Annotated in this window: 23 protein-coding genes; 21 read left to right on the forward strand and 2 right to left on the reverse strand. The window is 36.6% G+C overall.

The features are described 5' to 3' along the window. Positions 1-6: 6 nt before the first annotated feature. From I3217_RS00670 to I3217_RS00725, 12 genes are all read left to right on the forward strand, one after another. The gene (locus tag I3217_RS00670; protein WP_435047791.1) at positions 7-1050 is read left to right on the forward strand and encodes an N-acetylneuraminate synthase family protein; all 1044 of its coding nucleotides are present in this window, start codon (positions 7-9) and stop codon (positions 1048-1050) included. 263 nt (positions 1051-1313) lie between these two features. Beyond that, the gene (neuC, locus tag I3217_RS00675) at positions 1314-2450 is read left to right on the forward strand and encodes a UDP-N-acetylglucosamine 2-epimerase (protein WP_435047792.1); all 1137 of its coding nucleotides are present in this window, start codon (positions 1314-1316) and stop codon (positions 2448-2450) included. Next, positions 2447-3847, forward strand: coding sequence for a hypothetical protein (locus tag I3217_RS00680; RefSeq protein ID WP_435047793.1), 1401 nt, complete (start codon positions 2447-2449; stop codon positions 3845-3847). Before neuC ends, I3217_RS00680 begins: the two co-directional genes overlap by 4 nt. Beyond that, the gene (locus tag I3217_RS00685; protein ID WP_435047794.1) at positions 3837-4913 is read left to right on the forward strand and encodes a glycosyltransferase family 4 protein; all 1077 of its coding nucleotides are present in this window, start codon (positions 3837-3839) and stop codon (positions 4911-4913) included. Before I3217_RS00680 ends, I3217_RS00685 begins: the two co-directional genes overlap by 11 nt. Then, positions 4904-6055, forward strand: coding sequence for a glycosyltransferase family 4 protein (locus I3217_RS00690; protein ID WP_435047795.1), 1152 nt, complete (start codon positions 4904-4906; stop codon positions 6053-6055). Before I3217_RS00685 ends, I3217_RS00690 begins: the two co-directional genes overlap by 10 nt. Continuing rightward, on the forward strand, positions 6042-7577 hold the full coding sequence (locus I3217_RS00695) for a glycosyltransferase family 2 protein (protein ID WP_435047796.1): 1536 nt from the start codon (positions 6042-6044) through the stop codon (positions 7575-7577). Before I3217_RS00690 ends, I3217_RS00695 begins: the two co-directional genes overlap by 14 nt. A gap of 12 nt (positions 7578-7589) precedes the next feature. Continuing rightward, entirely contained in the window at positions 7590-8579 is a 990-nt protein-coding gene (locus I3217_RS00700; protein ID WP_435047797.1) for a glycosyltransferase family 2 protein, read from the forward strand. Beyond that, positions 8579-9712 carry a glycosyltransferase family 4 protein gene (locus I3217_RS00705; RefSeq protein WP_435047798.1) on the forward strand — a complete coding sequence of 378 codons (1134 nt, stop codon included), beginning with the start codon at positions 8579-8581 and terminating at the stop codon, positions 9710-9712. Before I3217_RS00700 ends, I3217_RS00705 begins: the two co-directional genes overlap by 1 nt. A gap of 148 nt (positions 9713-9860) precedes the next feature. Further along, positions 9861-10796 carry an NAD-dependent epimerase/dehydratase family protein gene (locus I3217_RS00710; protein ID WP_435047799.1) on the forward strand — a complete coding sequence of 312 codons (936 nt, stop codon included), beginning with the start codon at positions 9861-9863 and terminating at the stop codon, positions 10794-10796. A gap of 27 nt (positions 10797-10823) precedes the next feature. Then, positions 10824-11915: a glycosyltransferase gene (locus I3217_RS00715; RefSeq protein WP_435047800.1), complete on the forward strand. Its 1092-nt coding sequence runs from the start codon at positions 10824-10826 to the stop codon at positions 11913-11915. Next, complete coding sequence (locus tag I3217_RS00720) at positions 11902-13296, forward strand: O-antigen ligase family protein (protein WP_435047801.1); 1395 nt, start codon at positions 11902-11904, stop codon at positions 13294-13296. Before I3217_RS00715 ends, I3217_RS00720 begins: the two co-directional genes overlap by 14 nt. Further along, a complete protein-coding gene (locus tag I3217_RS00725) occupies positions 13250-14263 on the forward strand; it encodes a glycosyltransferase family 4 protein (protein WP_435047802.1) in 1014 nt (337 codons plus the stop codon). Before I3217_RS00720 ends, I3217_RS00725 begins: the two co-directional genes overlap by 47 nt. Positions 14264-15767: 1504 nt before the next feature. On the opposite strand, the gene I3217_RS00730 is transcribed toward I3217_RS00725, so the two are convergent. Further along, on the reverse strand, positions 15768-16409 hold the full coding sequence (locus I3217_RS00730) for a hypothetical protein (protein ID WP_435047803.1): 642 nt from the start codon (positions 16407-16409) through the stop codon (positions 15768-15770). A 160-nt stretch (positions 16410-16569) separates the two neighbouring features. On the opposite strand from I3217_RS00730, the gene I3217_RS00735 reads away from it, so the two are divergent. Further along, the gene (locus tag I3217_RS00735) at positions 16570-17115 is read left to right on the forward strand and encodes a hypothetical protein (protein ID WP_435047804.1); all 546 of its coding nucleotides are present in this window, start codon (positions 16570-16572) and stop codon (positions 17113-17115) included. Between the two features lie 44 nt (positions 17116-17159). On the opposite strand, the gene I3217_RS00740 is transcribed toward I3217_RS00735, so the two are convergent. Further along, entirely contained in the window at positions 17160-18038 is an 879-nt protein-coding gene (locus tag I3217_RS00740) for a DUF808 domain-containing protein (protein ID WP_435047805.1), read from the reverse strand. A 141-nt stretch (positions 18039-18179) separates the two neighbouring features. Between I3217_RS00740 and I3217_RS00745 the strand changes: the two genes are divergently transcribed. The 8 genes from I3217_RS00745 to I3217_RS00780 all read left to right on the forward strand — a co-directional run bounded on the left by I3217_RS00745 (position 18180) and on the right by I3217_RS00780 (position 24935). Then, positions 18180-18719, forward strand: coding sequence for an acyl-CoA thioesterase (locus tag I3217_RS00745; RefSeq protein ID WP_435047806.1), 540 nt, complete (start codon positions 18180-18182; stop codon positions 18717-18719). Positions 18720-18746: 27 nt separating this feature from the next. Beyond that, a complete protein-coding gene (locus I3217_RS00750) occupies positions 18747-19193 on the forward strand; it encodes a DinB family protein (RefSeq protein WP_435047807.1) in 447 nt (148 codons plus the stop codon). A 221-nt stretch (positions 19194-19414) separates the two neighbouring features. Beyond that, positions 19415-19717 carry a hypothetical protein gene (locus I3217_RS00755; RefSeq protein ID WP_435047808.1) on the forward strand — a complete coding sequence of 101 codons (303 nt, stop codon included), beginning with the start codon at positions 19415-19417 and terminating at the stop codon, positions 19715-19717. A 51-nt stretch (positions 19718-19768) separates the two neighbouring features. Further along, on the forward strand, positions 19769-20059 hold the full coding sequence (locus I3217_RS00760) for a hypothetical protein (protein ID WP_435047809.1): 291 nt from the start codon (positions 19769-19771) through the stop codon (positions 20057-20059). 413 nt (positions 20060-20472) lie between these two features. After that, positions 20473-21003, forward strand: coding sequence for a dihydrofolate reductase family protein (locus I3217_RS00765; RefSeq protein ID WP_435047810.1), 531 nt, complete (start codon positions 20473-20475; stop codon positions 21001-21003). An 88-nt stretch (positions 21004-21091) separates the two neighbouring features. Further along, positions 21092-21562 (forward strand): nuclear transport factor 2 family protein, encoded by a 471-nt coding sequence (locus I3217_RS00770; protein WP_435047811.1) that lies wholly within the window; start codon positions 21092-21094, stop codon positions 21560-21562. Positions 21563-21699: 137 nt separating this feature from the next. Further along, positions 21700-22959, forward strand: a complete 1260-nt coding sequence (locus tag I3217_RS00775; RefSeq protein WP_435047812.1) for an acetyl-CoA hydrolase/transferase family protein — start codon at positions 21700-21702, stop codon at positions 22957-22959. Positions 22960-23222: 263 nt separating this feature from the next. Further along, positions 23223-24935 carry a glycoside hydrolase family 28 protein gene (locus I3217_RS00780; RefSeq protein ID WP_435047813.1) on the forward strand — a complete coding sequence of 571 codons (1713 nt, stop codon included), beginning with the start codon at positions 23223-23225 and terminating at the stop codon, positions 24933-24935. The last annotated feature ends 7 nt before the right edge of the window (positions 24936-24942 follow it).

Genomic DNA, 24942 nt, shown 5'->3' on the forward strand with positions numbered 1-24942 from the left:
TATTAAATGAGTCACCCATACATAGAAATTTCAGGTAGAAAAATAGGAATGGACTTTCCGCCTTTAGTTATTGCTGAAATAGGTATCAATCACGAAGGGTCTTTACAAGTTGCCAAAGAAATGGTTGATGCTGCGCAACGCGCTGGTGTGGAGGTCGTAAAACATCAGACCCATATTGTGGAAGATGAAATGAGTAGTGCAGCTAAAAGCGTGATCCCTGGAAATGCTACGGTTTCCATATATGATATTATGGAACGTTGTGCTTTAAGTGAAGCCGAAGAATATGAACTTATGCAATATGTTCAGAGTAAAGGCATGATTTTTATATCAACGCCTTTTTCCAGGGCAGCAGCCAATAGGTTGGAATCCTTTGGGGTCACAGCCTATAAAATTGGGTCTGGCGAATGCAATAATTATCCATTGTTGCAGCATATTGCTTCTTTTGGCAAACCTGTGATTTTAAGTACAGGCATGAATACTATCGAAAGTGTGCAAAAAGCAGTTGCTATTTTTGATAAAGCTAAAGTTCCTGTGGCTTTACTGCATACTACCAATTTATATCCAACACCATCGCATTTAGTGCGTTTTGGAGCTATGCAGGAGTTGCACTATGCCTTTCCGGATAAGGTGTTTGGCTTGAGCGATCATACTTTAAATAATAATGCATGTTTAGGTGCCGTGGCTTTAGGGGCTTCTATTTTAGAACGACATTTTACCGACCACATGAAACGTACAGGTCCTGATATAGTATGTAGTATGGATGAGCAAAACTGTAAAGATTTAATTACCAATAGTGCAGAAATAGCAACAATGCGAGGCGGTGTAAAAGCACCTGCCGAAGAAGAACAGGTTACTATTGATTTTGCATTTGCTACGGTTTGCAGTATAGCACCCATAAAAAAAGGAGAGGTGTTTACCAAAAATAATATTTGGGTAAAGCGTCCGGGCACCGGAGAAATTTTCGCAGAATATTATAACGATCTTATAGGTAAAGTAGCAGTAAGGGACTTAGAGAGTGATGTACAGGTGCGTTGGGACGATGTCCAGTAAAGAAGTAAAATTGCCAAATAATTATTGTGTTAGAATTGGGTTTACTTTATTTAAATAGTTGATCAGAAAGGGAATAATTGAGAAGGGTTAAAGCTTTTGCGTTTTGGTGCCGATTCTAGTTGCTATTTTTTTAGTTTCTGGTATAATTTTTTAAAGACAGATAATTGTATTTCGTTCTTTTTATGTTAGAGCGTTTATTATTTTGTTAAAATTATTATATTGCTGATAACTAACCTAAACTCCAAGCTATTATCAACTATTCAGTGCAACCTACTTCTAAAAACATACTTTTTGTTACCGGGACACGTGCAGATTTTGGCAAAATAAAATCGCTGATTGAGGCCGTAGAATTATCTCCAGCATTTAAACCCTTTGTTTTTGTTACGGGTATGCATTTACAGCATACGTATGGGTATACTTTAATTGAAATTGAGCGTTGTGGATTTAGTGAAGTATATACTTTCGCAAATGACACTAATGAAAGTACTATGGATCTTACTCTGGCAAAAACCATTTCGGGTTTGTCTGAATATGTAAAAAAATGTAAACCCGATCTTATTGTAATTCATGGCGATCGAGTAGAAGCTTTGGCCAGTGCAATTGTAGGGAGCTTAAATAATATACTGGTAGCACATATAGAAGGTGGTGAAATTTCAGGTACTATAGATGAATTGATACGTCATGCCACCAGTAAGATGAGTCACGTGCATTTCGTGTCTAACACAGAAGCAAAACGACGATTAATACAAATGGGAGAGTTAGAAAATGCCATCTTCGAAATCGGTTCGCCTGATGTAGATATTATGTTTTCTAATACGTTGCCGGAACTGGAAACAGTAAAATCCTATTATAATATTCCGTTTAAACATTATGGAGTTGTTATGTTTCACCCCGTAACAACCGAATATGAAGCAATGGGGCAATATGCTGAAAATTTAATACAAGCGTTATTGCAGGATTCAGAAAATTATGTCGTAATCTTTCCGAATAATGACCTAGGAAGTACAGCTATTATAAATACCTATAAAATACTAGATAATAACTCCAGATTTAGGGTGTTTCCATCCTTGCGGTTTGAATACTTTTTAACCTTACTAAAACAAGCAAATTTTATTATAGGGAATAGTAGTGCAGGGGTTCGGGAGGCCCCGTATTACGGTATACCGGTTATTAATATCGGGACACGGCAACATAATCGTGTTACTCACAGTGATATCATTAATGTTGATTATAGTTATGAGGCAATAACTAAAGCTTTAAATAAGGTCTCTCAGGCAAGGAGAAACGGTGTAAAAGCCAATTTCGGCTCGGGTAATAGTGCACAGCTATTTATGGATATACTGAATTCAGGTAGCTTGTGGACGTTGAATCATCAAAAACAATTTAAGGAGTTTACATGAATAAATTAGGTATAGTTATTACAGATGGTGTTGGATTTAGAAATTTTATCATGAGTAATTTTATGATGGAAGCTAGTAAACAATTTCAAGAAGTCATTATTTATTCGTGTTTACCAGAGGATGTTTATCCTGAATTTGATACGCCAATTAAAATTCGGCCTTTAGAGGTATATCCCGATCGTTTCTTTACCTGGTTGTTTTTAAAATTAAAAGAAATGGCGCATTTACAACGTCATAAAAAGGGGAATTTTGGAATTCAAGATAGTATCAGGATTAATAGAAAACCTAATTATACCATAAGAGGGTGGACTAAAAGAGTGGTCTTTTTATATACAGGTGTTCTGCATTCAGAACGCTGGATCCAAAGGTTTAACCGTTTACAGCAGGTCACTTTTAAAAACCATTTTATTACTAAAGGGTATTTGAAACTTTTAAAGGCTGATGCCCCTGATTTTTTATTTTTTACCCATCAGCGTCCGCCTTATATTGCGCCTTTGATTTATGCGGCTGAACACTTAAAAATCCCAAACGGAGCTTTTATTTTTAGTTGGGACAATTTGGCCTCCAAAGGACGAATGGCAGGTAATTTTAATTCTTATTTTGTGTGGAGTGCGTTAATGAAGGAAGAGCTGTTGCAGTTTTATAGTTCAGTGACCCCCAGACAGATTCAAGTGGTAGGAACGCCTCAATTTGAACCTTATGTGCTGACACGATATGCAACAGAAAGGAACGTGTTTTTGGTAAAGTTCCAATTGAATCCAAACGTGAAAACGATTTGTTTTAGCTGTGGAGATGTGTCTACCAGTAAGAACGATCCTTTGTATATAGAAACCATTGCTAAAGCAATACAGGAGGACCTTCTTAAGGGGGTGAATTTTCTTGTGAGAACGTCACCCGCTGAGACGCCAGAACGTTTTTTGTATTTAAAGGAAAAGTTTCCGTTTATTAAATGGAATTATCCTAAATGGACGTTAAGTAGAGAAGGACATCAGGAAACCTGGTCGCAACGGGTGCCTACGGTTGAAGATATGGAAGATCTAAGAGGCGTTTTGGAACATTGTGATGTGTTTGTAAATATGTGTTCTACGATGAGTCTGGATGCTATGTGTTTTAATAAACCAGTCATTAATCCGGTATTTGGTAATTCCGAAAATGGTCTATATGACGACCAACGGTTTTTAAAGTATGCACATTATAAGCGCGTAGCAGAGAGTGGTGCTGTGTCTATAGTAATGACTGCTGATGAATTGATAAATGCCCTGCAGGAATCCTTGGATAACCCTGAACTGAGACTGGAAGCGCAACACAGATTACTTAAATTACAAGTAGGGAAACCCCTAAACGGTACTTCAAAAGGATTTGTGGAAACTATAAAAGAAGTAGCTCTTGGAAACTAAACGAATTGCCCTTATCTGTAACTACCAGTTACGTTCTGATAGAATAGGCGGGATGGATCGGTTTTTTAGAGCCTTTGATACTAAGGCGAAAGACGAAGGGTATGTGGTCGATTGGTTTTTTACGAGTTATTCGGGGTTTAAGTTTTATAAAGAGTTAACTATTATAAGTTCCGAAGGGCAAGCCATAGAACAGTTTGCCCTAAACTATATACAAAAACATCAGAAACCCTATGGGGTGGTGATAACCCATTTTACGGAGTTGTGTACACCTTTTTATAAAGAATTAAAAGCTTTGACCAATGCTTATGTGATAGCTGTAGACCATAATCCGAGACCCTTAGCGGGTGTGCCTTTTAAAAAGAGGGTAAAGAACAAAATAAAAGGTTTTTTGTATGGAAGGTATATAGATCAGTTTGTAGGGGTATCTCAATACACGATGGATTGTATTTTAGAGGATTACGGTACATACTTACTTAGCAAAACTAAGGTGATTTATAATGGCATTGATACCACAGTTTTTAAAAAAAGAAGTGCTCCCAATGAAGGGAAATTTATAGTCGCTTCCCACCTTAGGCCTTCCAAAGGCGTGCAGGATTTATTACAGGCCCTGGCACAATTGGAGTCGTTTTTAAAAAATAATATACAGGTAGACATATATGGAGAAGGGCCGCTTGAAGCTGAATTAAAACAACAAGTACAGAAACTGGGGCTTGAAAGGACTGTGAAATTTTATGGAAGTACCTCACAACTTAACGACCTTTTTTGTAACTATAGTTATATGATACAACCTGCTTATATGGAATGCTTTAGCTTGTCGTTATTGGAAAGTTTGTCAGCAAACGTACCGGTTATTACCACTCAGGTGGGAGGAAATCTGGAGTTAGTAAAAAATGAAGATAATGGATTTGTATTTCAGGCAGGTGATGTAAATGCATTGGTTGCTATTTTAAAAGGGATAGTAAAAGGAGAACGTGGTATTATTAATACTGTAAATCTTCAGATTGAAAAGAATTTCAGTTTAGAGAAAATGGTAGAGGAGCATTTTAATCTGGTACGATGCATATAGGCTTCCTTACACCCGAATATCCACATGAAGACTTCACCCGTTCGGGAGGTCTGGGCACCAGTATTAAGAATCTGGCAGCAGCATTAGTGCAACAAGGGGTAACCGTTACGGTCTTTGTCACAGGCCAAAGGCAAGACAAAGCACTTCAAGACCAGGGGGTTCGGTTGGTAGGTATTACTAAAAAAAAAAATTTGGCTTTTAACTGGTATTTGGAGCGCAAACGACTACAGCGACGTATCCAAAAAGAGATTGACCTTCAGGGGATTCAGCTGATTGAAGCCCCGGATTGGACAGGACTTTCGGCGTTTATGACATTTACAGTGCCCCTGGTGATTCGTATGCATGGCAGCGATGGTTATTTTTGCCATTTGGAAGGAAGGCAGCAAAAATGGAAGCATCGGTTTTTAGAAGGGAAGGCCATGCAGAATGCGGATGCTTTACTGGCGGCCAGTACATTTACGGGAGAAGAGACTAAAGCTCTGTTTGGTTTAAAACAAGATATTACCACCATTTATAATGGTATTGATGTTGCTAGCTTTACCCCAGATCATTCGCAGATTCAAGACTGTCAAATTCTATATTTCGGGACCTTAGTGCGTAAAAAAGGTGTGTTGGAACTTCCCTTTATTTTTAATCGAATAGTAGAGCAACTCCCAGCTGCTAATTTGGTTTTAATAGGTAAGGACAATATAGATGTATTGACCCAACAATCTACATGGAGTTTGTTTCAGAACGCCTTAAGCCCAAATGCTAAAGCCCAGGTGAAACATTTGGTTGAGGTGCCTTATGAGATTATAAAAACCTACATTGCCCAAGCACAGGTTGTGGTCTTGCCCAGTTTTGCCGAAGCATTCCCCATGACTTGGTTGGAAACTCTGGCAATGGAAAAACCTTTGGTGAGTTCCAATATTGGTTGGGCTAAGGAGTTGATGGTGGATGGAGAAACTGGGTTTACAGTTAATCCTAGAGACCATGAGGCCTATGCTTTAACAATTGTTGAACTTTTGAAAGATAAAAATAAAGGACTGGAACTAGGTAAAACCGGTAGAAAACGCATTGAAGATTTATTCTCAACCCATAGGACTGCACAAAAAAGTATCGCGTTTTATAAGAAAATTATAAAGGATTATGACGGAATTTAAAACATATATCACCATGTCAGGAGATGTACTCCTGTATTGTGGTTCTCCTAAGCTGGAACTTTTGGATGAATTAGCTACTGGTCCTGGGGATGTATGGCATAGCAGTTTAGACCATGGTTTTAAAAACTGTTTTCCAGAGTTAGTATACCAGACAGCTGTGTATTGGTGGTTCCTCAATGATTTTGAAGGTGTTTCCCAAGCGGTGAATTGGAGGGTAGATGCCAATCATTTTGTGGTACGGGCTTCGGTGTGGAAAACTTTAAAGGGTTTTGATGCGGACTATGAAGGCGTTGCTGTAAAAGGGTTGGATTTTGGTTTTACATTATTGCGTTATGCCGCTGGTATACCCATGTATATAAAAGGATTGTTTGAGTATGATTCTGTAGCTGTTAAGGTCTCTACCCAAGATAGGTACCGTTTTTTTGCCAAACATTTTAAGTTGCGACATTCTTATTATATGTTGTGGCGTCAAGGGCTTTTTAAATTCCCAAAGGAATTCGCTGCATTTAAAAAAGCAAAAACGATTAATCGCTACAAAGCGCCTACAATTTCTTTAAGAGCGCTAAAGCCTATACAAGGGAATCCTACGGTAAGTTTGGTAATTCCAACCATGAAACGTCAGTATTATACCGAATTGTTATTACAGGACTATAACCAGCAAACCTATCCTATTAAAGAAGCGGTTATTGTAGATGCAACCCCTGAAGCAGAGCGTGACGTTAGGTACTATCAATCTAGGAATTTTAATTTTGATATTACACTGAAATGGCAAACTACCAAAGGGAGTTGTCGTGCCCGAAATGAAGCTATCGCATTATGTACAGGGGATTACATTATTTTTGCTGATGATGATGTTAGGGTCCTGCCGGATTTTGTAGAAAATCACATTAAGTTACTCCAAACTTATGGAGCCAAGGCCTGTAATGGCTTAGATATTATGGCGCAGCACGTGGCTCAGGATTTAAATGATTTAAAAAAACGTTTGAATGCTTTAAGTGAAGCGCGATGGAAAGTAGGGGTTTCTCCCATGTTCAGTAATGCTAATGGGGTAGTAAAGCGGGAGTTGGTTGCACAGTTACAGGGCAACGATGTTAATTTTGATGGCGGTTATGGCGAAGATTCTGATTTTGGTTTGCGCATTTTAAAAATGGGTGAGGTCTTGTTATTCAATCCGTTTTCTCCTAATTTACATCTCAAGCCGCCTCAAGGAGGTTATCGTTTTTGGGGAACGCAAGCGGGGGTTTTAGGAAAGAATAGAAAAACCCAGCCTTGGGAACTGGATACTCCTGTAAAATGGATTCGACCAATACCAAGCCCAACAATTAGTTACGGTGTTTTAAAACACTTCTCAATGAATCAAGTTAAGGAATGGCGAAAAAAACATTTTTTTATTTATTTTTTCAAAGGCTCTAAAAAACAACTGTTGCTAAGGTTTTTTAGGCTGCCTTACAAACAATTCCAATTTAGTAAATCTCTGGCTTATGCCAAACGATTGATTAATTTGGGTGAACGTTACTCTTAATAAGTATTAAGCATGAATTTTAGCCTCATTATCTGTACTTATCAACGTCCCAAAGCTTTATTGACACTATTAAAATCAGTAAAACAACAAACGTTGTATCCTGATGAAATTTTAGTTGTAGATGGTTCTTTAGATGACCATTCAAAACTAGTTTTGGAAAAAGATATATTTCCAAACCTGAAATATTATAAAGTGGATGATATTGACAGAGGCCTGACCAAACAGCGTAATTATGGTATTTCTAAAGTGAATAAAAATATAGATTTTATTTGCTTTTTGGATGATGATATCATTTTAGAACCCACTTATTTTGAGAAACTGTTGAGTACTTATATAAGATATCCGGAAGCTTTAGGGGTTGGAGGTTATATTACGAATGAAGTGGCTTGGAGTATCTCTGATGGTAAACAGAGTAAATATTGGTTTTATATAGAAGATTGGATGCGAGACGAACCCAAGCGATTTCGGGTGAGGCGGAGATTTGGTTTACAACCTGATACACCGCCTTGTTATTTGCCTACTTTTTCACACGGCCGTTCAGTGAGCTTTTTACCGCCTTCTGAAAGCATCTATGAGGTGGAACAATTCATGGGAGGGGTTTCCTCTTACAGAAGAGAGGTGTTTGATGCTTTGACTTTTTCTTCTTATTTTGAGGGCTATGGGCTGTATGAGGATGCCGATTTTTGTTTTCGGTTGGCCAGAATAGGAAAGTTATATGTTAATACTGGTGCTCGCTTGGAACATCATCATGAGGCCTCTGGTCGTCCAAATCAATTTACTTATGGTAAAATGGTATTGCGAAATGGCTGGTATATTTGGAGAGTTCGGTATCCAAAGCCAACATTAAGGGCTAAGCTTAAGTGGCATTTAACGGCTGGACTCTTAACCTGTTTGACGTTTTCTGGTATTTTCGGAAAGAGGAAAATTAATGCTTTTACAGAGGGTTTGGGGCGTTTTATGGGCTGGTGGAGTCTTATGTTTAATAAACCTAAAATTCAATAATGAAATTAGCCATTATCACTTTAGTTCAACATACTTATCAAGGCAGGAAGTATTATGGATACGGTCCTTATGTAAGAGAAATGAATCTATGGGGCAAATATGTCGACGAGCTTTTGGTCGTAGGAATCCAACGGCCAGACAATATTCCGACAGGGATTGATTCAGCCTATGATAAGGATATTGTATTTACACCAGTACCTGATTTTAATATCTTAACCCTTTTAGGGGTGCTCAAAAGTTTTTTTGCCATCCCAGTAGTTTTTTTTAGGATTTGTAAGGTCATGCATGAGGCCGACCATATTCACTTACGTTGCCCGGCGCATGTAAGTCTGGTAGCAAGCGTGGCTCAGATCTTTTTTCCTAATAAGCCTAAATCCACTAAATATGCAGGGAATTGGGATCCTAATAGTGGACAACCATGGACTTATAGATTGCAACAGGCTATATTACGTAATACGTTTTTAACTCGAAACATGAAAGTATTAGTATATGGCGACTGGCAGGGAGAAACCAAAAATATTTATCCTTTTATTTCGGCTACATATACCGAAGATGAAAAAGTAGTATTTAAAGCAAAAGACTATGCGCAACCCTTAATATTTGTTTTTGCCGGGATGTTAGTGCCTGGTAAGCGGCCCTTGTTAACCATTCAGTTTATAGAAAAATTAAACAAAAAAGGGGTGCCAGCCCAACTCGAGTTATTTGGTGACGGCCCTTTAATGCCAGAGCTGGAAGTTTATGTAAGAGAGCATAATCTGGAATCTTCTATTTTCTTAAGAGGGAATTGCGATAAAAGTGAAGTTAAGGCAGCTTTGCTCAAATCCCATTTTAATATTTTATTATCTAAAAGCGAAGGCTGGCCAAAAGCTGTGGCCGAAGGTATGTTTTTTGGCTGTATTCCTGTAGCCACTTCGGTATCCTGTGTGGGGTGGATGATGGGACATGGTACTCGCGGAATCCTTGTGAACCCTGAACTGGAAACTGCCGTAGCTCATTTTTTAAAGGTCTATAAAACGGAAAATCTTGAGCTTATGGCGCTGAAGGCCTTGCAATGGTCGCAACAGTATACTTTTGACCGTTTAGAAAATGATATACGACAGGTTCTGGACGGCAGTTTTAAAAGTTGGGTATAGGTCATTTGGGATTTATCGTAGAGGTTTACCGAGGCTAAAGGATAGTAGGTCGATAAGTTTGAGATAAATTTTGAAAACAGGATTTATTGGTTAACTTTAACAACAAGCCATTTAACTCCAATGTTAACCAATCTTTTTATTGAACGCTATGACCACAATATTAATTACAGGAGGTGCCGGGAATATAGGAAGCCAACTGGCAAAAATCCTTGCTGGAGATACAAATAATAGAATTGTAATTGTAGATAATTTATTAACTGGTGTACGTAGCCACGTACCTGAACGGGAAAATGTTATTTTTATTAAGGCCAATGTAAATGATTATAATGATATCGTGCCTATATTTGGTCGTTTCGATTTTGATTATGTATTTCATTTTGCAGCTGTAGTTGGGGTTAAGCGTACTTTGGCGCATCCTATTGCCGTTTTGGATGATATAGAAGGCATAAAGCACATCTTGTCTTTGAGTAAAAATTCAGGTGTAAAACGGGTGTTTTATTCCAGTTCATCGGAGGTTTATGGAGAGCCCTTTGAGGTACCACAACATGAAAGTACAACACCATTAAATTCCAGGTTACCTTACGCTATTGTGAAAAATGTAGGAGAAGCTTTTTGTAAAGCTTATTATAAAGATTTTGAATTACCATATACAGTTTTTAGATTCTTTAATACCTATGGTCCGCACCAAAGTGAAGATTTTGTTATTCCTCGGTTTTTAAAAGCAGCACAACAGGGTGCCCCTATTACTATTTATGGCGATGGATTACAAACCCGATCCTTTTGTTTTATAAATGACACTATTGAAACCTGTGTTAAGGCTATGACACAAAATCAATTTATTAATGGAGTTTTGAATGTAGGTAGTCATAGCGAGATTACGATATTAGAATTAGCGCATACCATAAAATCAATTACAAATTCAAGTTCTGAAATCATTCATTTACCGGCTTTATCAGAAGGCGATATGCGTAGACGTTGCCCGAATAACATTAAAATGAAAGCTATATTAGGACGAGAATTAACATCTTTACAAGAGGGGCTAAAGCAAATGTTATTGCAATGGGATCTGGTTAATACTTTATAATTTGGTGTTCAAAATAATGAAATAGTATTGCGTGTTTTACAGTTAATAGATAGTTTAAATGCTGGAGGTGCCGAACGTATGGCTGTACATTTGGCCAATGGTCTAACGTCTAAAATCAGTAAGTCTTATTTATGTGCTACTCGTGCGGAAGGAGACTTAAAGGATACGGTAGACGATACAGTGGGGTATTTATATCTGAAAAGAAATGGAATCTTAGATGTCAAGGCCTTGTGGCGTTTATATACTTTTGTTAAACAGGAGGATATAAGTGTAGTGCATGCCCACGCCAGTTCTTTCTTTTTGGCAACACTATTAAAGTGGGTTATTCCTAAAATAGATCTTATCTGGCATGACCATTATGGCCAAAGCGAGTTTTTGAGTCAGAGACCAAAACATGCCATTTTCTGGTGTTCTTATTTTTTTAAGGCTACTATTACTGTAAATGAAGCTTTGGCACGATGGCATCGGGTACATTTAAACTGTAAATGTGTGACTTACATTCCTAACTTTGTGGCAAACTCAAACTATAAAAGAAAAACCCATTTAAAGGGGGAAGTAGGGAAGCGTATTTTATGTCTTGCCAATTTAAGGCCACAAAAAGATCATTTTAATTTGCTGGAAGCATTTGGTTTAATAGCCCAAAAGTATCCGGATTGGACGTTGCATTGTGTGGGTAGGGATTTTAATGATGATTATTCAAAACAACTTTTTGAAACTATAAAGGTATTAGGTTTGGAGACACAAGTGTTTTTGTATGGCAGTTGTCCTGATACGGAATGGATTATTTCTCAGTCAGATATCGGTGTGTTGGCTTCCAAATCGGAAGGTTTGCCTTTATCTTTATTGGAGTATGGATTAGGAGGTCTGGCTGTCATTGCAACAGATGTAGGTGATAATAAGAGGGTGATTCAATCCAGGGCTTCAGGGTGTCTTGTCGCTAGTGCGCATGTAGAAACTCTGGCTGAAGCTTTGATGTTTTTTATGAACAACGAAAAGCAACGCAAGTCCTGCGGAAAGCACTTACAAAACCATATTAAAAGTGAATTTGATGCAGATGCAATTCTTGATCGTATTTTTAAAGTGTATTTATCTATAAATAAGAGTTATGCGATCCACTAAAAAACAAAAGAAAAAATATCATTTTACAAACGATTTGTATGTGGCTTTGGTGGTGTTACACCTTGTTTTGGGTGGCTGTATTTATGGTATTCCTGGATTCTCTAAACTGTATTTTACTGTTGTTTGTTTTTATTTTATTTTTAAAATTATTGTAGCTCCACAAGCAGATAAAGTTATGTGGGTATTATTCGGTTGTGCTTATTTGTCGGCTGCAGAGTCTTTGTTCCGGATGACAGGGGGTGGATTGTTTTACGAGTTTTCAAAATATTATATAATTTTATTAGTGCTTCTGGGGATGTTTTATACCGGGGTTTCCGGTAAAAGTTACCCGTATTTTATTTACCTAATTCTATTACTTCCTAGTGTATTAGTAGCATCCATAAATTTAGGTTTCGATTTAAATTTCAGGACTTCTGTCGCTTTCGTATTAAGTGGTCCCGTATGCCTGGGAGCTTCAGCCTTGTACTGCTATGATAAAAAAATTAATCAGGAACAATTGCTACAGGTTGTTGCCTGTATGAGTTTTCCAATCCTGGCTATGATGGTGTATTTGTTTTTGTATAACCCAAGTATCAAGGAGGTCTTGTCAGGAACAGGATCTAATCATGCTGCATCGGGTGGATTTGGACCTAATCAGGTATCAACCTTATTGGGGTTGGGTATGGTAGCCTTAATAGTACGCTTTTTTATGAAATCGCCTTCGGTGTTTTTAAAGGGATTAAATTTAATATTACTGGCTTTATTAACGTATCGGGCCTTGATTACTTTTAGTAGAGGCGGTGTAATAGCAGCGGTAATGATGATAGCTGGTTTTTTAGTTGTTTTATATGCACAATCTCGATTTAAAAGGCGGCAACAGATAATTTTTTCATTTGTTTTATTGTTAGCAGGTGTGCTATTAACCTGGAGCATTACTAAAAACCAGACCAATGGCTTAATTGAAAATCGTTATGTCAATAAAGATGCACTAGGACGAGAGAAGGAAGATTTATCTACAGGACGTGTTGATTTGTTTGTGCGTGAATTTGAAGGTTTTATTAATCATCCGTTTCTGGGAGTAGGTGCCAGTGTTATGAAACAGGTACGTCTCGAAGAGGAAGGGAACATTGTAGCCTCACACAATGAAGTGAGCCGAATTTTATCTGAACATGGCATGTTGGGGGTAATGATATTACTGATATTAATAATTAAACCATTGTCATTTCGGGGACAACACAAGGGGAATGTCATGTTTTATGCTTTTTTAATCTTTTGGTTTGCAACTATTAACCATTCCTCTATGCGTATTGCTGCCCCCGGATTTATTTATGGATTAGCTTTATTACGAGTAACTTATGACAAAAAACGTCCTGTACCTAGGCAACAACTTATCGAATCCTAAGACGAATACGGCTTTTATGCAGGGACTGGCTGCTGCTCTGGAAGATGAAGGGTATACAGTACGCTGTAAGTCGGGGTATACTGCTAAAGTTTTGAGGTTACTGGATATGGTAGGGGCTTGTTTCCGTTTTAAGACATGGGCCGATGTTGTGCTTATAGATACCTATAGCACCCAGAACTTCTATTATGCACTGGCCGTGAGTCAGTGTTGTTGTTTACTTGGATTACCATATATACCTATATTACATGGCGGGAATTTACCACAGCGTTTACAGGAACATCCCAAATTAAGTGAGCGTATTTTTAAGAATGCAAAAACGCTGGTGTCTCCTTCTTTGTATTTACAGGTTGCGTTTGAAAACGCAGGATATAGTAATGTCGTGTACATACCCAACAGTCTCAATTTAGAGCAGTACCCGTTTAAGACAAGAACTTATGACAATATCGGCCTGCTGTGGGTGCGTTCCTTTTCTAATATCTACAATCCGAAGCTGGCCGTGGACATTTTAAAGGGCTTACAGGAGAAAGGTTATCCCACTGAATTGTGTATGGTGGGACCGGATACCGATGGTTCACTGGCTGAGGTTAAAGTATATGCTAATCGTTTAGGTGTTCAAATTAAGTTTACCGGAAAGCTGAGTAAAGCAGAATGGATCAGCTTGTCTAAGGAATATAATCTGTTTATCAACACCACAAATTTTGATAATATGCCTGTGAGCGTGATAGAAGCCATGGTGTTGGGGCTACCGGTTGTATCTACTAATGTCGGTGGGATGCCGTATTTGATTGAAGATGGTGTAGACGGGGTATTGGTGCCACCTAATAATGCTCAGGCTTTTGTTTCAGAAATCATTCGGCTGGTACATCATCCGCAACAGACCAATACTTTGGCCATTCAGGCGCGTAAAAAAGTGGAGGGCTTTGACTGGGAGTTGGTAAAGTTGAAATGGATTGAGGTGCTTGGTTAGATGGTTAGTCTGTAGTCATTAGTCGTAAGTTTTTAGTCTTAAGTATTGAATAGTGAAGTGGGGTAATGGAGGAGTAGTATAGTGGTGTAGTCGAGAATCGTTAATCGTGAGTCGTTAGTTGTAATAACTCTTATTTCAAACTACCTGACATTGAATTTCTTGTGTTAGTTTAGTGTTTATTAATTTGTAATTTGTTTTTTTTGGCATTGCCCCAAAAGGAACCAAAAAGGTCTAGTCTGCAGATTCTTGTTCACCCAGAATCGTTTTGTCGGTTACATAAAAAGAACTCGTCGGCTTCAAGCCTCCTCAAACAGCTTTTTATGCTTAACACCGTCTTCAACGGCTGGGTCCCGAAGTCGAATCTGAGGACGAAAGCATACTTCTGAAATTACGGAGTAGTAAAGCGGGGTAGTTTTTAGTCTGTAGTAGTATAATAGGAGAATGGTATAGTAGTGTAGTCGTTAGGCGTTAATCGTGAAGCATTAGTTGTGAGTAGTGAAGTGGGGTAATGGAGTAGTAGTATAGTGGTGTAATCGTTAATAGAGAGTCGTTCGCTGTAATAACTCTGTTTTCAAGATACAAGAAGAATACGATTAATGTAAGCGAATGCCAAACATGGCCTACCGAAAGTATATCGTAAAACGTGACGTGAAGATTCCGTGAAATTTTAGGCTGCCTGCCTACCGGCAGGTAGGTTTGAGCGTAGCGAGTTCCTAAAATTTAGGAATCAAACAATACGTTTAGAAATACTTTCGTAAGCCTAGATTTTTTGCTTACTTTTTTATCAATGAAAAAAGTGAGAAGCATAAATTATTTAGAGGGGTTGTAAATAATTTTCATACACTTATCTTTAGCAGATAAGACTCTATCGAGACTCAAACTCTTCTCGATACAATTTTGTTCCCCTGCGCTCCACAAAACCACTCGAAGTGACAACGGATTTTAAATTTTATTCTTTTTGGCATTGCCCCAAAAAGAACCAAAAAGGTCTAGTCTGCAGATTCTTGTTCACTCAGAATCGTTTTGCCGGTTACATAAAAAGAACTCGTCGGCTTTAAGCCTTCTCAAACAGCTTTTTATGATTAACACTGTCTTCAACAGCTGGGGCCCGAAGTCGAATCTGAAGACGAAAGTATACTTCTGAAATCACAGAGTAGTTTAGTGGGGTAGTTTTTAGTATGTAGTCATTAGTTGTTAGTAGTTTGTAGTCTTTAGTCGTGAGTCGATTATACAGTTATTCGGTGAATCGTTTAATAATGAGTAGTTAGTCGGTATTCTTTAGTCAAGTGATGTACAATTAATTTTTGTTCTCTTCTCTATTTTCTAATATTTCAATAGTAATATATTTGGTCTCAATACTGAAATTTTAACACTTAGTATTCTATTTTTAGTACATAAAGCTTAGTCTTCAGACATGAATCTTGAATTGTTGTACGAATACTCATTAGGGGGCGGACATTATCTGGAGTAAAAAATTACCGCTGAAACCAGATCCGAGAGGTGATTAAGTCATTTTTGTTTTTTTCTCAAGTTCAAGTATACTGCTTATGGTTTCTTTAAATAGTTCACTCATGTTTTGGGCTTTGGAAATATCTTTTTCGGGAAGTGCAGTAAAAGGACAACTTCTGTAGGGAAGCGCAGTTAGTCCTCCGGAAACAAAGGAAACCGAAGTAAGAAATTTAGATTTAGCCGAGGAATTAGATTTGAACGTATAATGAAGATTATTACAAAGTTCTGTGATTTTTTCATCATCAAAACTAGCTATAACCACAGAGTGGCCAAATGCGTTGCCTATTTTGTGTATGAGCTCCAATTCGTGTAAGCGCTGTTCCGATATAAGGCCGAGTGCATGGCATATAAGAACGCGATTAGAAAAAGATCCTAAAAGCCCATTAAAATCCAGAAGTTGCTGTTTAACTTTTAGGGTGCCAGCAAATTTAAGTTTTAAGACTTTTTCTAAAAGAAATGCAATATGAGAGACGGCGAGTAGCGCACAGCCTTTGTCTGATTCTGTTATCAGTGCTTTTTTGAAATTCACATAATCAACCATATCGTCTTTTAAACCTTCAGGAAACCGATCTGAAGACATAAAAAGATCTACCAGCTGCTTTTGAAATTCAATAATATCTGCATCTGTGTATTCCATAATCCTAAAGATGTTTAAAGTCTTTTAAAAGTAAGGAATAATTTTAAGGCTGCTGTATGTCGGCTTTATAAACTTATTTTAGTATCAGTAGATTACTTAAGTTCGATTTTAAAAAAAGCATTATATTGTAACCAACTTATTAACTATAACCAAAGCTATTATGAAAAAATTACTAGTTATTTGTATCGCTTTTTTGGGCTTTACAATTCAAACGTACGCGCAACATAAATACAGAATGCAGGAAGGCCTGCGAATTGGCGGGCATATAGGCGCTCCAATGCGAGATGTGACCGATATTTCCAAATTGAATTTTGGAGCAGATGTATCTTACCTGGTACAGGTAACCCATGTATTTGCAGTAGGTGGAGCTTCAGGGTTTACTCAGTTTACAGGTAAGGAAGTAGGTTTAGATGGTTTAAACCTTAAATACGATAATTTTTCGTTTTTACCTATCGCTGTATCCGGACGAGGAAAGTTTGGCGAAAAGATTTTCTTTTCTATCGATTTTGGGTATGCTGTAGGATTTCAGGATGATTTAGACAGCGGTATTTACTATCAGAGTAAAGTTGGCTGGCATAACGGTTTTATAGATCTTTTTGCCTATTATAAAGGGATAAATGCAGCCTCAGAACGAGTGGTTTCTGTAGATAATGTAGCGGCTATAGGCGGCGGTATAGCTGTACGTCTGAATCGCTTTATAAAATAGAACTTAAAATAATAAATTAAATTAAGGCCTTTTGAAATCGCTAATTAATGGGATTTCGAAAGGTCTTTTCTGGTTTTGAAAATATGAATAATAAAGAAGACAATAAAACCTATTACAATTCCGGATAACAGTTCGCCTAAAATAGTAGGCAGACTATGTAAAAGTTCGTGTATATAAGGTATGTTGTGCATAAAAATACCACCGGATACCAGAAGCAGAGCAATAGTACCAATAACCCCAAGACTTTTTATAACTAATGGCAGACCTTTAACCAAGGCTATTCCTATTTTATCGGAAAAACTGTCGTCGCGTTCATTTAAATTAATAAGTTTTAATCCTAAGTCGTCCATACGCACAATTAGCGCGACTATGCCATATACACCCACGGTAGCCAATAAGGCTACAAAGGAAACTATTAAAATCTGATTTAAAAGTGGCTGATCTATAACTGTACCTAAAGCTATAATTACAATTTCAACAGATAATATAAAGTCGGTAATAATAGCGGCTTTAATTTTATCTTTTTCCTGACTTAATATCTCCTCTTTAGATAGGGATTTTTTGCTTTCAGTATCGTGAGACTGTTTATGAGGCACTATAAATTCGTATATTTTTTCGGCACCTTCATAGGATAAATATAATCCGCCCAGAATTAAAATTACAGGTATGGCCTGAGGTAAAACTGCACTTAATACAAAAGCGAATGGAAGAATGATTAATTTATTTTTAAGCGAGCCTTTGGTGATGGCCCATAAAACTGGGATTTCTCTTGATGATACAAAGCCAGACGCTTTTTCGGCATTTACAGCAAGATCATCACCTAGTATACCTGCTGTTTTTTTAGTAGCTACCTTGCCCATAGTTGCTACGTCGTCCATTAATGCAGCTATGTCGTCTAATAAAGCGAAAAATCCTGATGCCATTTATATCCCGTTTAAAGTTTTAAAATTAATTGATTTTAGATAACAAATGTAGTTAACACAATTTAAAAAGTAACACGGCTCGAAGCTAATGTTATTTAAAAAAGAAGTACTTTTATTTTACAAATTAGGATTATAGAAAACATGAAATTTAAACGCATAGAAGATTCTCAAATAACAATGACGCAATTAATGCTACCATCTCACTCCAATTTTAGAGGGAAAATTCACGGAGGGTATATCTTAAATTTAATGGATCAGATTGCTTTTGCCTGTGCTTCCAAGCATTCAGAGCATTACTCGGTAACCGCTTCGGTAAATAAGGTGGATTTTTTAAATGCTATTGAGGTAGGGGAATTGGTAACCTTAAAAGCGTCTGTAAATTATACCGGGCGCACATCTATGGTAGTTGGACTTAGAGTAGAATCGGAAAATATTCATACCGGAGTAGTTAAACATTGTAATTCGTCTTATTTTACTATGGTAGCAAAGGACAAAGATTATAAAAGTATACCTGTACCCGGACTTATTCTGGATTCGGAAGACAGTGTGAGACGCTTTGCCAGAAGTATAAAGCGTCAAAAGCAGGCAAAAAAGCGAAGTGCCAGTTTTGACCCGTCTGAATTTAATATGCATGACTACCTGGAAGAAATACAGGCGCATAATGCGAAATTAGAATTGTAAATTAGAAATAAATTAATAACTGAAAAAATGAAAGGCTTTTTAAAAGATTTGTTTAATTACCATCATCATTTCAATCAGTTATTAATTAAGCAGTGTCTTGAGAATAGTGCTCAAGTTTCCGTTCGCGCTCAGGAATTACTGTCTCATTGTTTTAATGCGCACCAAATATGGAATGCCAGAATTATAGGAGAAACTTCTCTTGGGGTAAACGATCTTCACACTTTTAAGGTCATGACAACTTTAGATGAGTCAAATTTAAATACTTCTTTAAGGATTTTAGAAACGATGGATATAAATACAGAAATTGTATATACAAATTCTAAAGGAGAACAATATACCAATACCATAAAAGATATTCTGTTTCATATAACCAATCACTTTTCTCACCATAAAGGACAAATAATTTTAGAATTAAAACAGGGAGGTATTACACCATTGGTTACCGATTATATTTTTTATAAACGGAATAATTAAGCTGAAAACACTCTGATTTAAAAAATTCCTGTGTAATTATTACACAGGATTTTTTTGTTTTTCACACTTTTTACTCAGTTTTTCCAGTGTGTAAGTTTTTGAAAACGATGTAGTTTGTTGTTTTTTAGGTGTTTAGGATGTGGTTTGTGATTTAAAGGATGAATGGCACGTTATTTTCAATAGTATTAGTAATAAACATGATTACAATAAATACAAACAACATGAAAAATATAGTTTTAGCATCAGCATTAGTTTTAGGAGGAGCAGCTTCTTACGCGAATCCTTCCCAAACCATATTTTTTCACGATGGTATTATGGATGAAATTTTTCAGGAAGAATTTTCAGAAATAACTATAAATAATTTACCGGTTTCAATTTTAGAGGCCGTTCAAAAAGATTTTACTGGAGCAGACATTGATCAGGCCTATGTAAATGAGCTGAAAGAATATAAACTGGAATTAAGTTTAGACGGTGTAGTAAAAGTAGTCTATGCCGACCAAAACGGAAACTGGATCAATAAATAAACCAATAACCACTCTTAGTACATTTAATTAATAATTTAAAAGAAAGAAATCATGAAAAAAGTAGTAATAGCAGCAGCATTAGTATTTGGTAGTTTTTCGCTAATTACGGCGACAAATTCACCTCTGAATAATACAATTGAAGTCGCTCAGGATAATTTTAAAGAAATTGCTGTAAGCGATTTGCCAATAGCCGTTACCGATGCGGTAGCAGCAGATTTTTCGGAAGCAACCATTGCTAAGGCTTATGTAAACGACGCGAAGGAATATAAGTTAATATTAAGTATAGACGGGGATTTTAAAACCATTTATGCCAATGAATCAGGAGAATGGATTAATATGTAATTCCATATTAATTAATTTTTTCAGAGTAACCATTAAAATAAATCCATCAATTCATATCATATCTCGTAAAGAGGACGTTTTTCGAAACGTCCTTTTTTTTGTACCTGTTATATAGTGGAGGAATAATAAATTGGTATTACTGGAGGTAATGTTTACCTAATTGTGATTTTGTTATTATATGGTATTTAATGGAAATACTTCAAAAAAAATAACTATATAGCTAGGAAGCTATTCATGGCCAGAGGGACTATTTACCTAAGAGCATTAAAATCTGTACAGCTAAAATTAAAATTGTTAAATAAATCATAATTTTTTTATATATTTAGTAAGCTATGTTCGGCTTTAAAGTCCGAAATCAAAAAAAACTGCGATATGAAACTGCTATTAAATCAAACTAACCTAAATGCTGCTTTATGAAAAAAGTAAAATTATATATCGCAATGAGTTTAAATGGAAAAATTGCTGCTTCTGACGGGAGCGTGGAATGGCTGGAGACTATTCCAAATCCGGACGAATCCGATTATGGTTACGCTTCATTTTACGACTCTATTGATACCACCTTACAGGGAAATTCTACCTATGCTCAGATTTTAAGCTGGGAAATAGATTTTCCGTATCGGGATAAACGCAATTATGTTTTTACCAGAAATAAAAGTCTGCGCAACGATAGAAATGTAATGTATGTTGCTGAACACCATCTGGATTTTATTCGCGATTTAAAATTAAAAGAAGGTAAGGATATCTGGTTGGTAGGTGGCGGACAAATAAACACCTTGCTTTTAAATGCTGGTTTAATAGATGAAATTCAATTATATATTATGCCAATCATTATTTCGGAAGGGATAGATCTTTTCGAAAACATTCCTAAGGAAACGAATTTAAAATTAAAATCTTCAAAACATTTTGCCAGTGGAGCAGTAGAACTTATATATGTTTTAGATTAGCAACTGGTTAACAAATAATTACTCTAAAGTTTTTTTAAAGGCGATAAAGTTTTTAACTTAATACATAGGTGTTTAAATTAAAAACTCTATGGAAGATCTTATTATTTCTTTTTATACAGCCTTTAACAATCTCAATCCGGAAGGGATGGTCGCTTGTTATCATCCGGAGGTTACGTTTCACGATCCTGCTTTTGGGACACTTAAAGGAGAACGCGCTAAAAATATGTGGCGCATGTTGTGCAAATCGCAGCAAGGCAAGGCCTTTAAAGTGCAGTATTCTAATATAAAGGTAGAAGGTAATGAAGGTTCGTGTGATTGGAATGTGTCTTATATTTTTGGTAAACCGGAAAAACAGGTTGTCAATAGAGTACATGCTGTTTTTGAGTTTAAAGACGGATTAATTTACAAACACACCGATGAATTTGATTTGCATAAATGGGCTAAACTTGCCATGGGGTTTAAAGGTTCTTTGCTAGGTGGTACTGCGTATTTTAAAACAAAGTTTCAGTACAAAACTAATGCTAAATTAGATGCTTTTATAAAAAAGCAGCAAGTGTAAAACCTGTTAAAATTTAAATACTTAACAATGAGGTTCGTTAGGTCTGCTAAGGGTGAAGGCATGTTAATCCTGATAGAAATCATAATTTGGCGTATTTTAGAATTGTAATTTTGACCCGTAATTCAGAAAAAACATAAATGAAGATAGTATCCATAACTGAAGCAGTATCGAAAGTAAATAGTGGTAACCGGGTTTTTTTCCAGGGAGCGGCTATGACTCCAAATTTTTTAATCGATGCTTTGAGTGATCGTTATAAAGAGTTGAAGGATGTTGAAATTGTTCAGATTCATACCGAAGGTAAAGCGAAATATACAGAAGAACCCTATAATAAAGCCTTTAAAATAAACAGTTTATTTATAGCTGGTAATGTAAGGAATGCCGTAAACGCAGATTACATGCCAATATTTTTAAGTGAAGTTCACCTGTTGTTTCGTCGCAATATTTTGCCTGTAGATGTTGCGTTTATTCAGGTGTCTCCACCCGATCAGCATGGATTTTGCTCTTTAGGAACATCGGTAGATATTACCTTGCCGGTAATTCAGAATTCTAAAATTGTTATCGCTCAAATAAATCCAAAGGTTCCTAAAACACATGGTGATGGAGTAATACATTTCAGTAAAATAGATTTTGGCGTAGAACATGAATCGGAAATTCATTGTGTGGAAAAACAAAATTTATCTGAAATTGAAAAGCAAATAGGAGCAAATGTCGCTGGATTGATAGAGGACGGAGCAACCTTGCAGATTGGTATAGGTAATATTCCTAATGCCGTCTTAAATAATTTAAAAAATCATAAACGTATTGGGATTCATACTGAAATGTTTTCAGATGGTATTTTGCCATTGGTTGAAAGTGGGGTAATTACGGGAGAGGATAAAGAAGTGAAAACAGGAAAAATTGTAACCTGTTTTGCTATTGGAACTAAAGCGCTGTATGATTTTGTACATGAAAATCCAATTGTGCATTTTAAAGAGGCAGCTTATACTAACGATACCGCTATAATCAGACGTAATCCTAAGGCGACTGCAATAAACAGTGCGATTGAAATAGATTTAACCGGACAGATTTGTGCAGACACCATTGGAAACAGACAATACTCAGGTGTTGGTGGGCAGATGGATTTTATAAGAGGCGCTTCGCTCTCGGAAGGTGGAAAGCCAATTTTTGCTATGCCTTCGGTAACGCATAATGGTATTTCAAAAATTACTAGCTTTCTAAAAGTTGGTGCAGGGGTAACCACTACAAGAGCAAATGTACATTATGTAGTAACGGAATATGGTGTGGCAGATTTGTTTGGTAAAAATCTGAGACAACGAGCAAGTGCACTTATAAACATAGCGCATCCTGATTTTAGGGAAGAATTGGAACGTGCTGCATTTAATAGTTTTAAAAGATAGCTAGCAATATATTAGACATATTGTTTACATAATTTTCGATTTTTTTAAGTGTAACGAAAATTTTGAAAAGGAATTTGTAGTAAGGGGTTGATATTTATCAGCTCCTTATTTTTTATAAATTAATTTTTTTGATTTAATAATATTGTTAGTTAAATCTTAGCATATTTACATTGAATAAACACATTGTTTATTCAACCGATACTTTTTTACTATATTAGATTTTAATAACCATAATTCAAAACAACTAACTAAAACTAATTAAAATGACATTGAGAATAATGAAACACAACTTTATATTAAGTATGTTATTTGTGTTTAGTTGCCAGAACCAAAGTGAAACAAAAAGTAAGGAAAGCAGTGGCGACTTGCATTCAGAAACCTATGAAGGTATAGAGTTTAAAATGACTAAGGTAGAAGAACCGCGCATACCAGACTATCAGGTAAACTTAAAAGATTTCGGAGCGGTAAACGATGGAGAAACATTAAACACTCAGGCTTTTACAGCAGCAATAGAGGCTGTAACCTCTAACGGTGGAGGAACGGTTGTTATTCCTCCGGGCGTGTGGTTAACAGGGCCTATTATTTTAAAAAGCCATCTGGAATTGCATGCAGAGCAGGGGGCTATTATAAAATTTTCAAAAGACAAAACCTTATATCCAATAATAGAAACCAGCTTTGAAGGATTGGATACCTGGCGGTGTTTATCCCCGGTTTATGGCGAAAATCTGGAAGATGTAGCTTTTACAGGAACTGGAGTTTGGGATGGTTCTGGAGAGGCCTGGCGTCATGTAAAACGAAGTAAATTAACTGCAGAGCAATGGAAAAAGCTGGTGAATTCAGGAGGCTTTGTAGATAAAGATGAACGTATCTGGTATCCATCAGAGCAATATAAAAATGCAGCTGAGAGTGCCGAACTTAACGTTAGAAAGGATTTGACTACAAAGGAAGAATTTGAAACTATTCACGACTTTCTTCGCCCGGTGTTTATAAGTATTCAAAACAGTAAACGCATTATGTTTGATGGGCCTGTATTTCAAAATTCCCCGGCATGGAATATTCACCCTTTAGGCGTAGAAGATTTAATTGTTAGAAACCTGACCGTTAGGAATCCATGGTATTCCCAAAATGGTGATGGGCTTGATGTAGAATCCTGTAAAAATGTGATAGTTGAAAATTCCAGTTTCGATGTGGGAGATGATGCAATCTGTGTTAAATCAGGTAAAGATAAAGACGGTAGAGATCGGGGAGTGCCAACCGAAAATATTATCATTAGAAATAATATCGTATATCATGGTCATGGCGGTGTTACTGTAGGAAGTGAAATGTCCGGAGGCGTAAAGAATATGCATGTTTCAAATTGTACTTTTATGGGAACCGATGTAGGTCTGCGTTTTAAAAGTAAGCGCGGTAGAGGAGGTGTTGTAGAAAACGTTTTTATTTCGAATGTTAGAATGCTTGATATTCCAACAAATGCCATTTCCTTTAATTTGTATTATGGTGGATTATCTGTTTCAGAAATGATGGAAAAAGGTGGAATGCAGGGACCAACAGACGTGCATCCGGTTACCGAAGAAACACCCCAGTTTAAAAATATTTCGATTAAGGATGTAGTAATTAACGGTGCAAAAATGGCTGTTTTTCTTCAGGGCTTACCCGAAATGAATATTGAACATATTTCGATAAGCGATATGATTATTCATTCAGATGAAGGGTTTGCTATAATTGATGCCAGCGATGTTAAAATTAACAACATTTCTATGAATATTGCAGATTCCAAGATCTTCGATATTTATAATACCAAGGATTTAGAATTGTCCGATATTACATTCAATTCAGAAGCTAAAGACGCAATTCGTATCAACGGAACAAAGAATAGCGATATTATTTTGAATTCAACAAACAGCACAGATTTTACCAAACTGACTACTTTAGGTAATGAAGTGGAATCTTCTGCTGTTGTATTAAAAATGAAATAATTCCGGT

This window comes from Formosa sp. S-31 (genome assembly GCF_051172795.1).
Lineage (GTDB): Bacteria > Bacteroidota > Bacteroidia > Flavobacteriales > Flavobacteriaceae > Formosa.

Coding starts and splice junctions, on each gene's coding strand:
- I3217_RS00670 (WP_435047791.1), top strand. CDS start 7: ATGAGTCACCCATACATAGAAATTTCAGGTAGAAAAATAGGAATGGAC.
- I3217_RS00680 (WP_435047793.1), top strand. CDS start 2,447: ATGAATAAATTAGGTATAGTTATTACAGATGGTGTTGGATTTAGAAAT.
- I3217_RS00690 (WP_435047795.1), top strand. CDS start 4,904: ATGCATATAGGCTTCCTTACACCCGAATATCCACATGAAGACTTCACC.
- I3217_RS00695 (WP_435047796.1), top strand. CDS start 6,042: ATGACGGAATTTAAAACATATATCACCATGTCAGGAGATGTACTCCTG.
- I3217_RS00700 (WP_435047797.1), top strand. CDS start 7,590: ATGAATTTTAGCCTCATTATCTGTACTTATCAACGTCCCAAAGCTTTA.
- I3217_RS00705 (WP_435047798.1), top strand. CDS start 8,579: ATGAAATTAGCCATTATCACTTTAGTTCAACATACTTATCAAGGCAGG.
- I3217_RS00710 (WP_435047799.1), top strand. CDS start 9,861: ATGACCACAATATTAATTACAGGAGGTGCCGGGAATATAGGAAGCCAA.
- I3217_RS00720 (WP_435047801.1), top strand. CDS start 11,902: ATGCGATCCACTAAAAAACAAAAGAAAAAATATCATTTTACAAACGAT.
- I3217_RS00725 (WP_435047802.1), top strand. CDS start 13,250: ATGACAAAAAACGTCCTGTACCTAGGCAACAACTTATCGAATCCTAAG.
- I3217_RS00730 (WP_435047803.1), bottom strand. CDS start 16,409: ATGGAATACACAGATGCAGATATTATTGAATTTCAAAAGCAGCTGGTA.
- I3217_RS00735 (WP_435047804.1), top strand. CDS start 16,570: ATGAAAAAATTACTAGTTATTTGTATCGCTTTTTTGGGCTTTACAATT.
- I3217_RS00740 (WP_435047805.1), bottom strand. CDS start 18,038: ATGGCATCAGGATTTTTCGCTTTATTAGACGACATAGCTGCATTAATG.
- I3217_RS00745 (WP_435047806.1), top strand. CDS start 18,180: ATGAAATTTAAACGCATAGAAGATTCTCAAATAACAATGACGCAATTA.
- I3217_RS00750 (WP_435047807.1), top strand. CDS start 18,747: ATGAAAGGCTTTTTAAAAGATTTGTTTAATTACCATCATCATTTCAAT.
- I3217_RS00755 (WP_435047808.1), top strand. CDS start 19,415: ATGAAAAATATAGTTTTAGCATCAGCATTAGTTTTAGGAGGAGCAGCT.
- I3217_RS00760 (WP_435047809.1), top strand. CDS start 19,769: ATGAAAAAAGTAGTAATAGCAGCAGCATTAGTATTTGGTAGTTTTTCG.
- I3217_RS00765 (WP_435047810.1), top strand. CDS start 20,473: ATGAAAAAAGTAAAATTATATATCGCAATGAGTTTAAATGGAAAAATT.
- I3217_RS00770 (WP_435047811.1), top strand. CDS start 21,092: ATGGAAGATCTTATTATTTCTTTTTATACAGCCTTTAACAATCTCAAT.
- I3217_RS00775 (WP_435047812.1), top strand. CDS start 21,700: ATGAAGATAGTATCCATAACTGAAGCAGTATCGAAAGTAAATAGTGGT.
- I3217_RS00780 (WP_435047813.1), top strand. CDS start 23,223: ATGACATTGAGAATAATGAAACACAACTTTATATTAAGTATGTTATTT.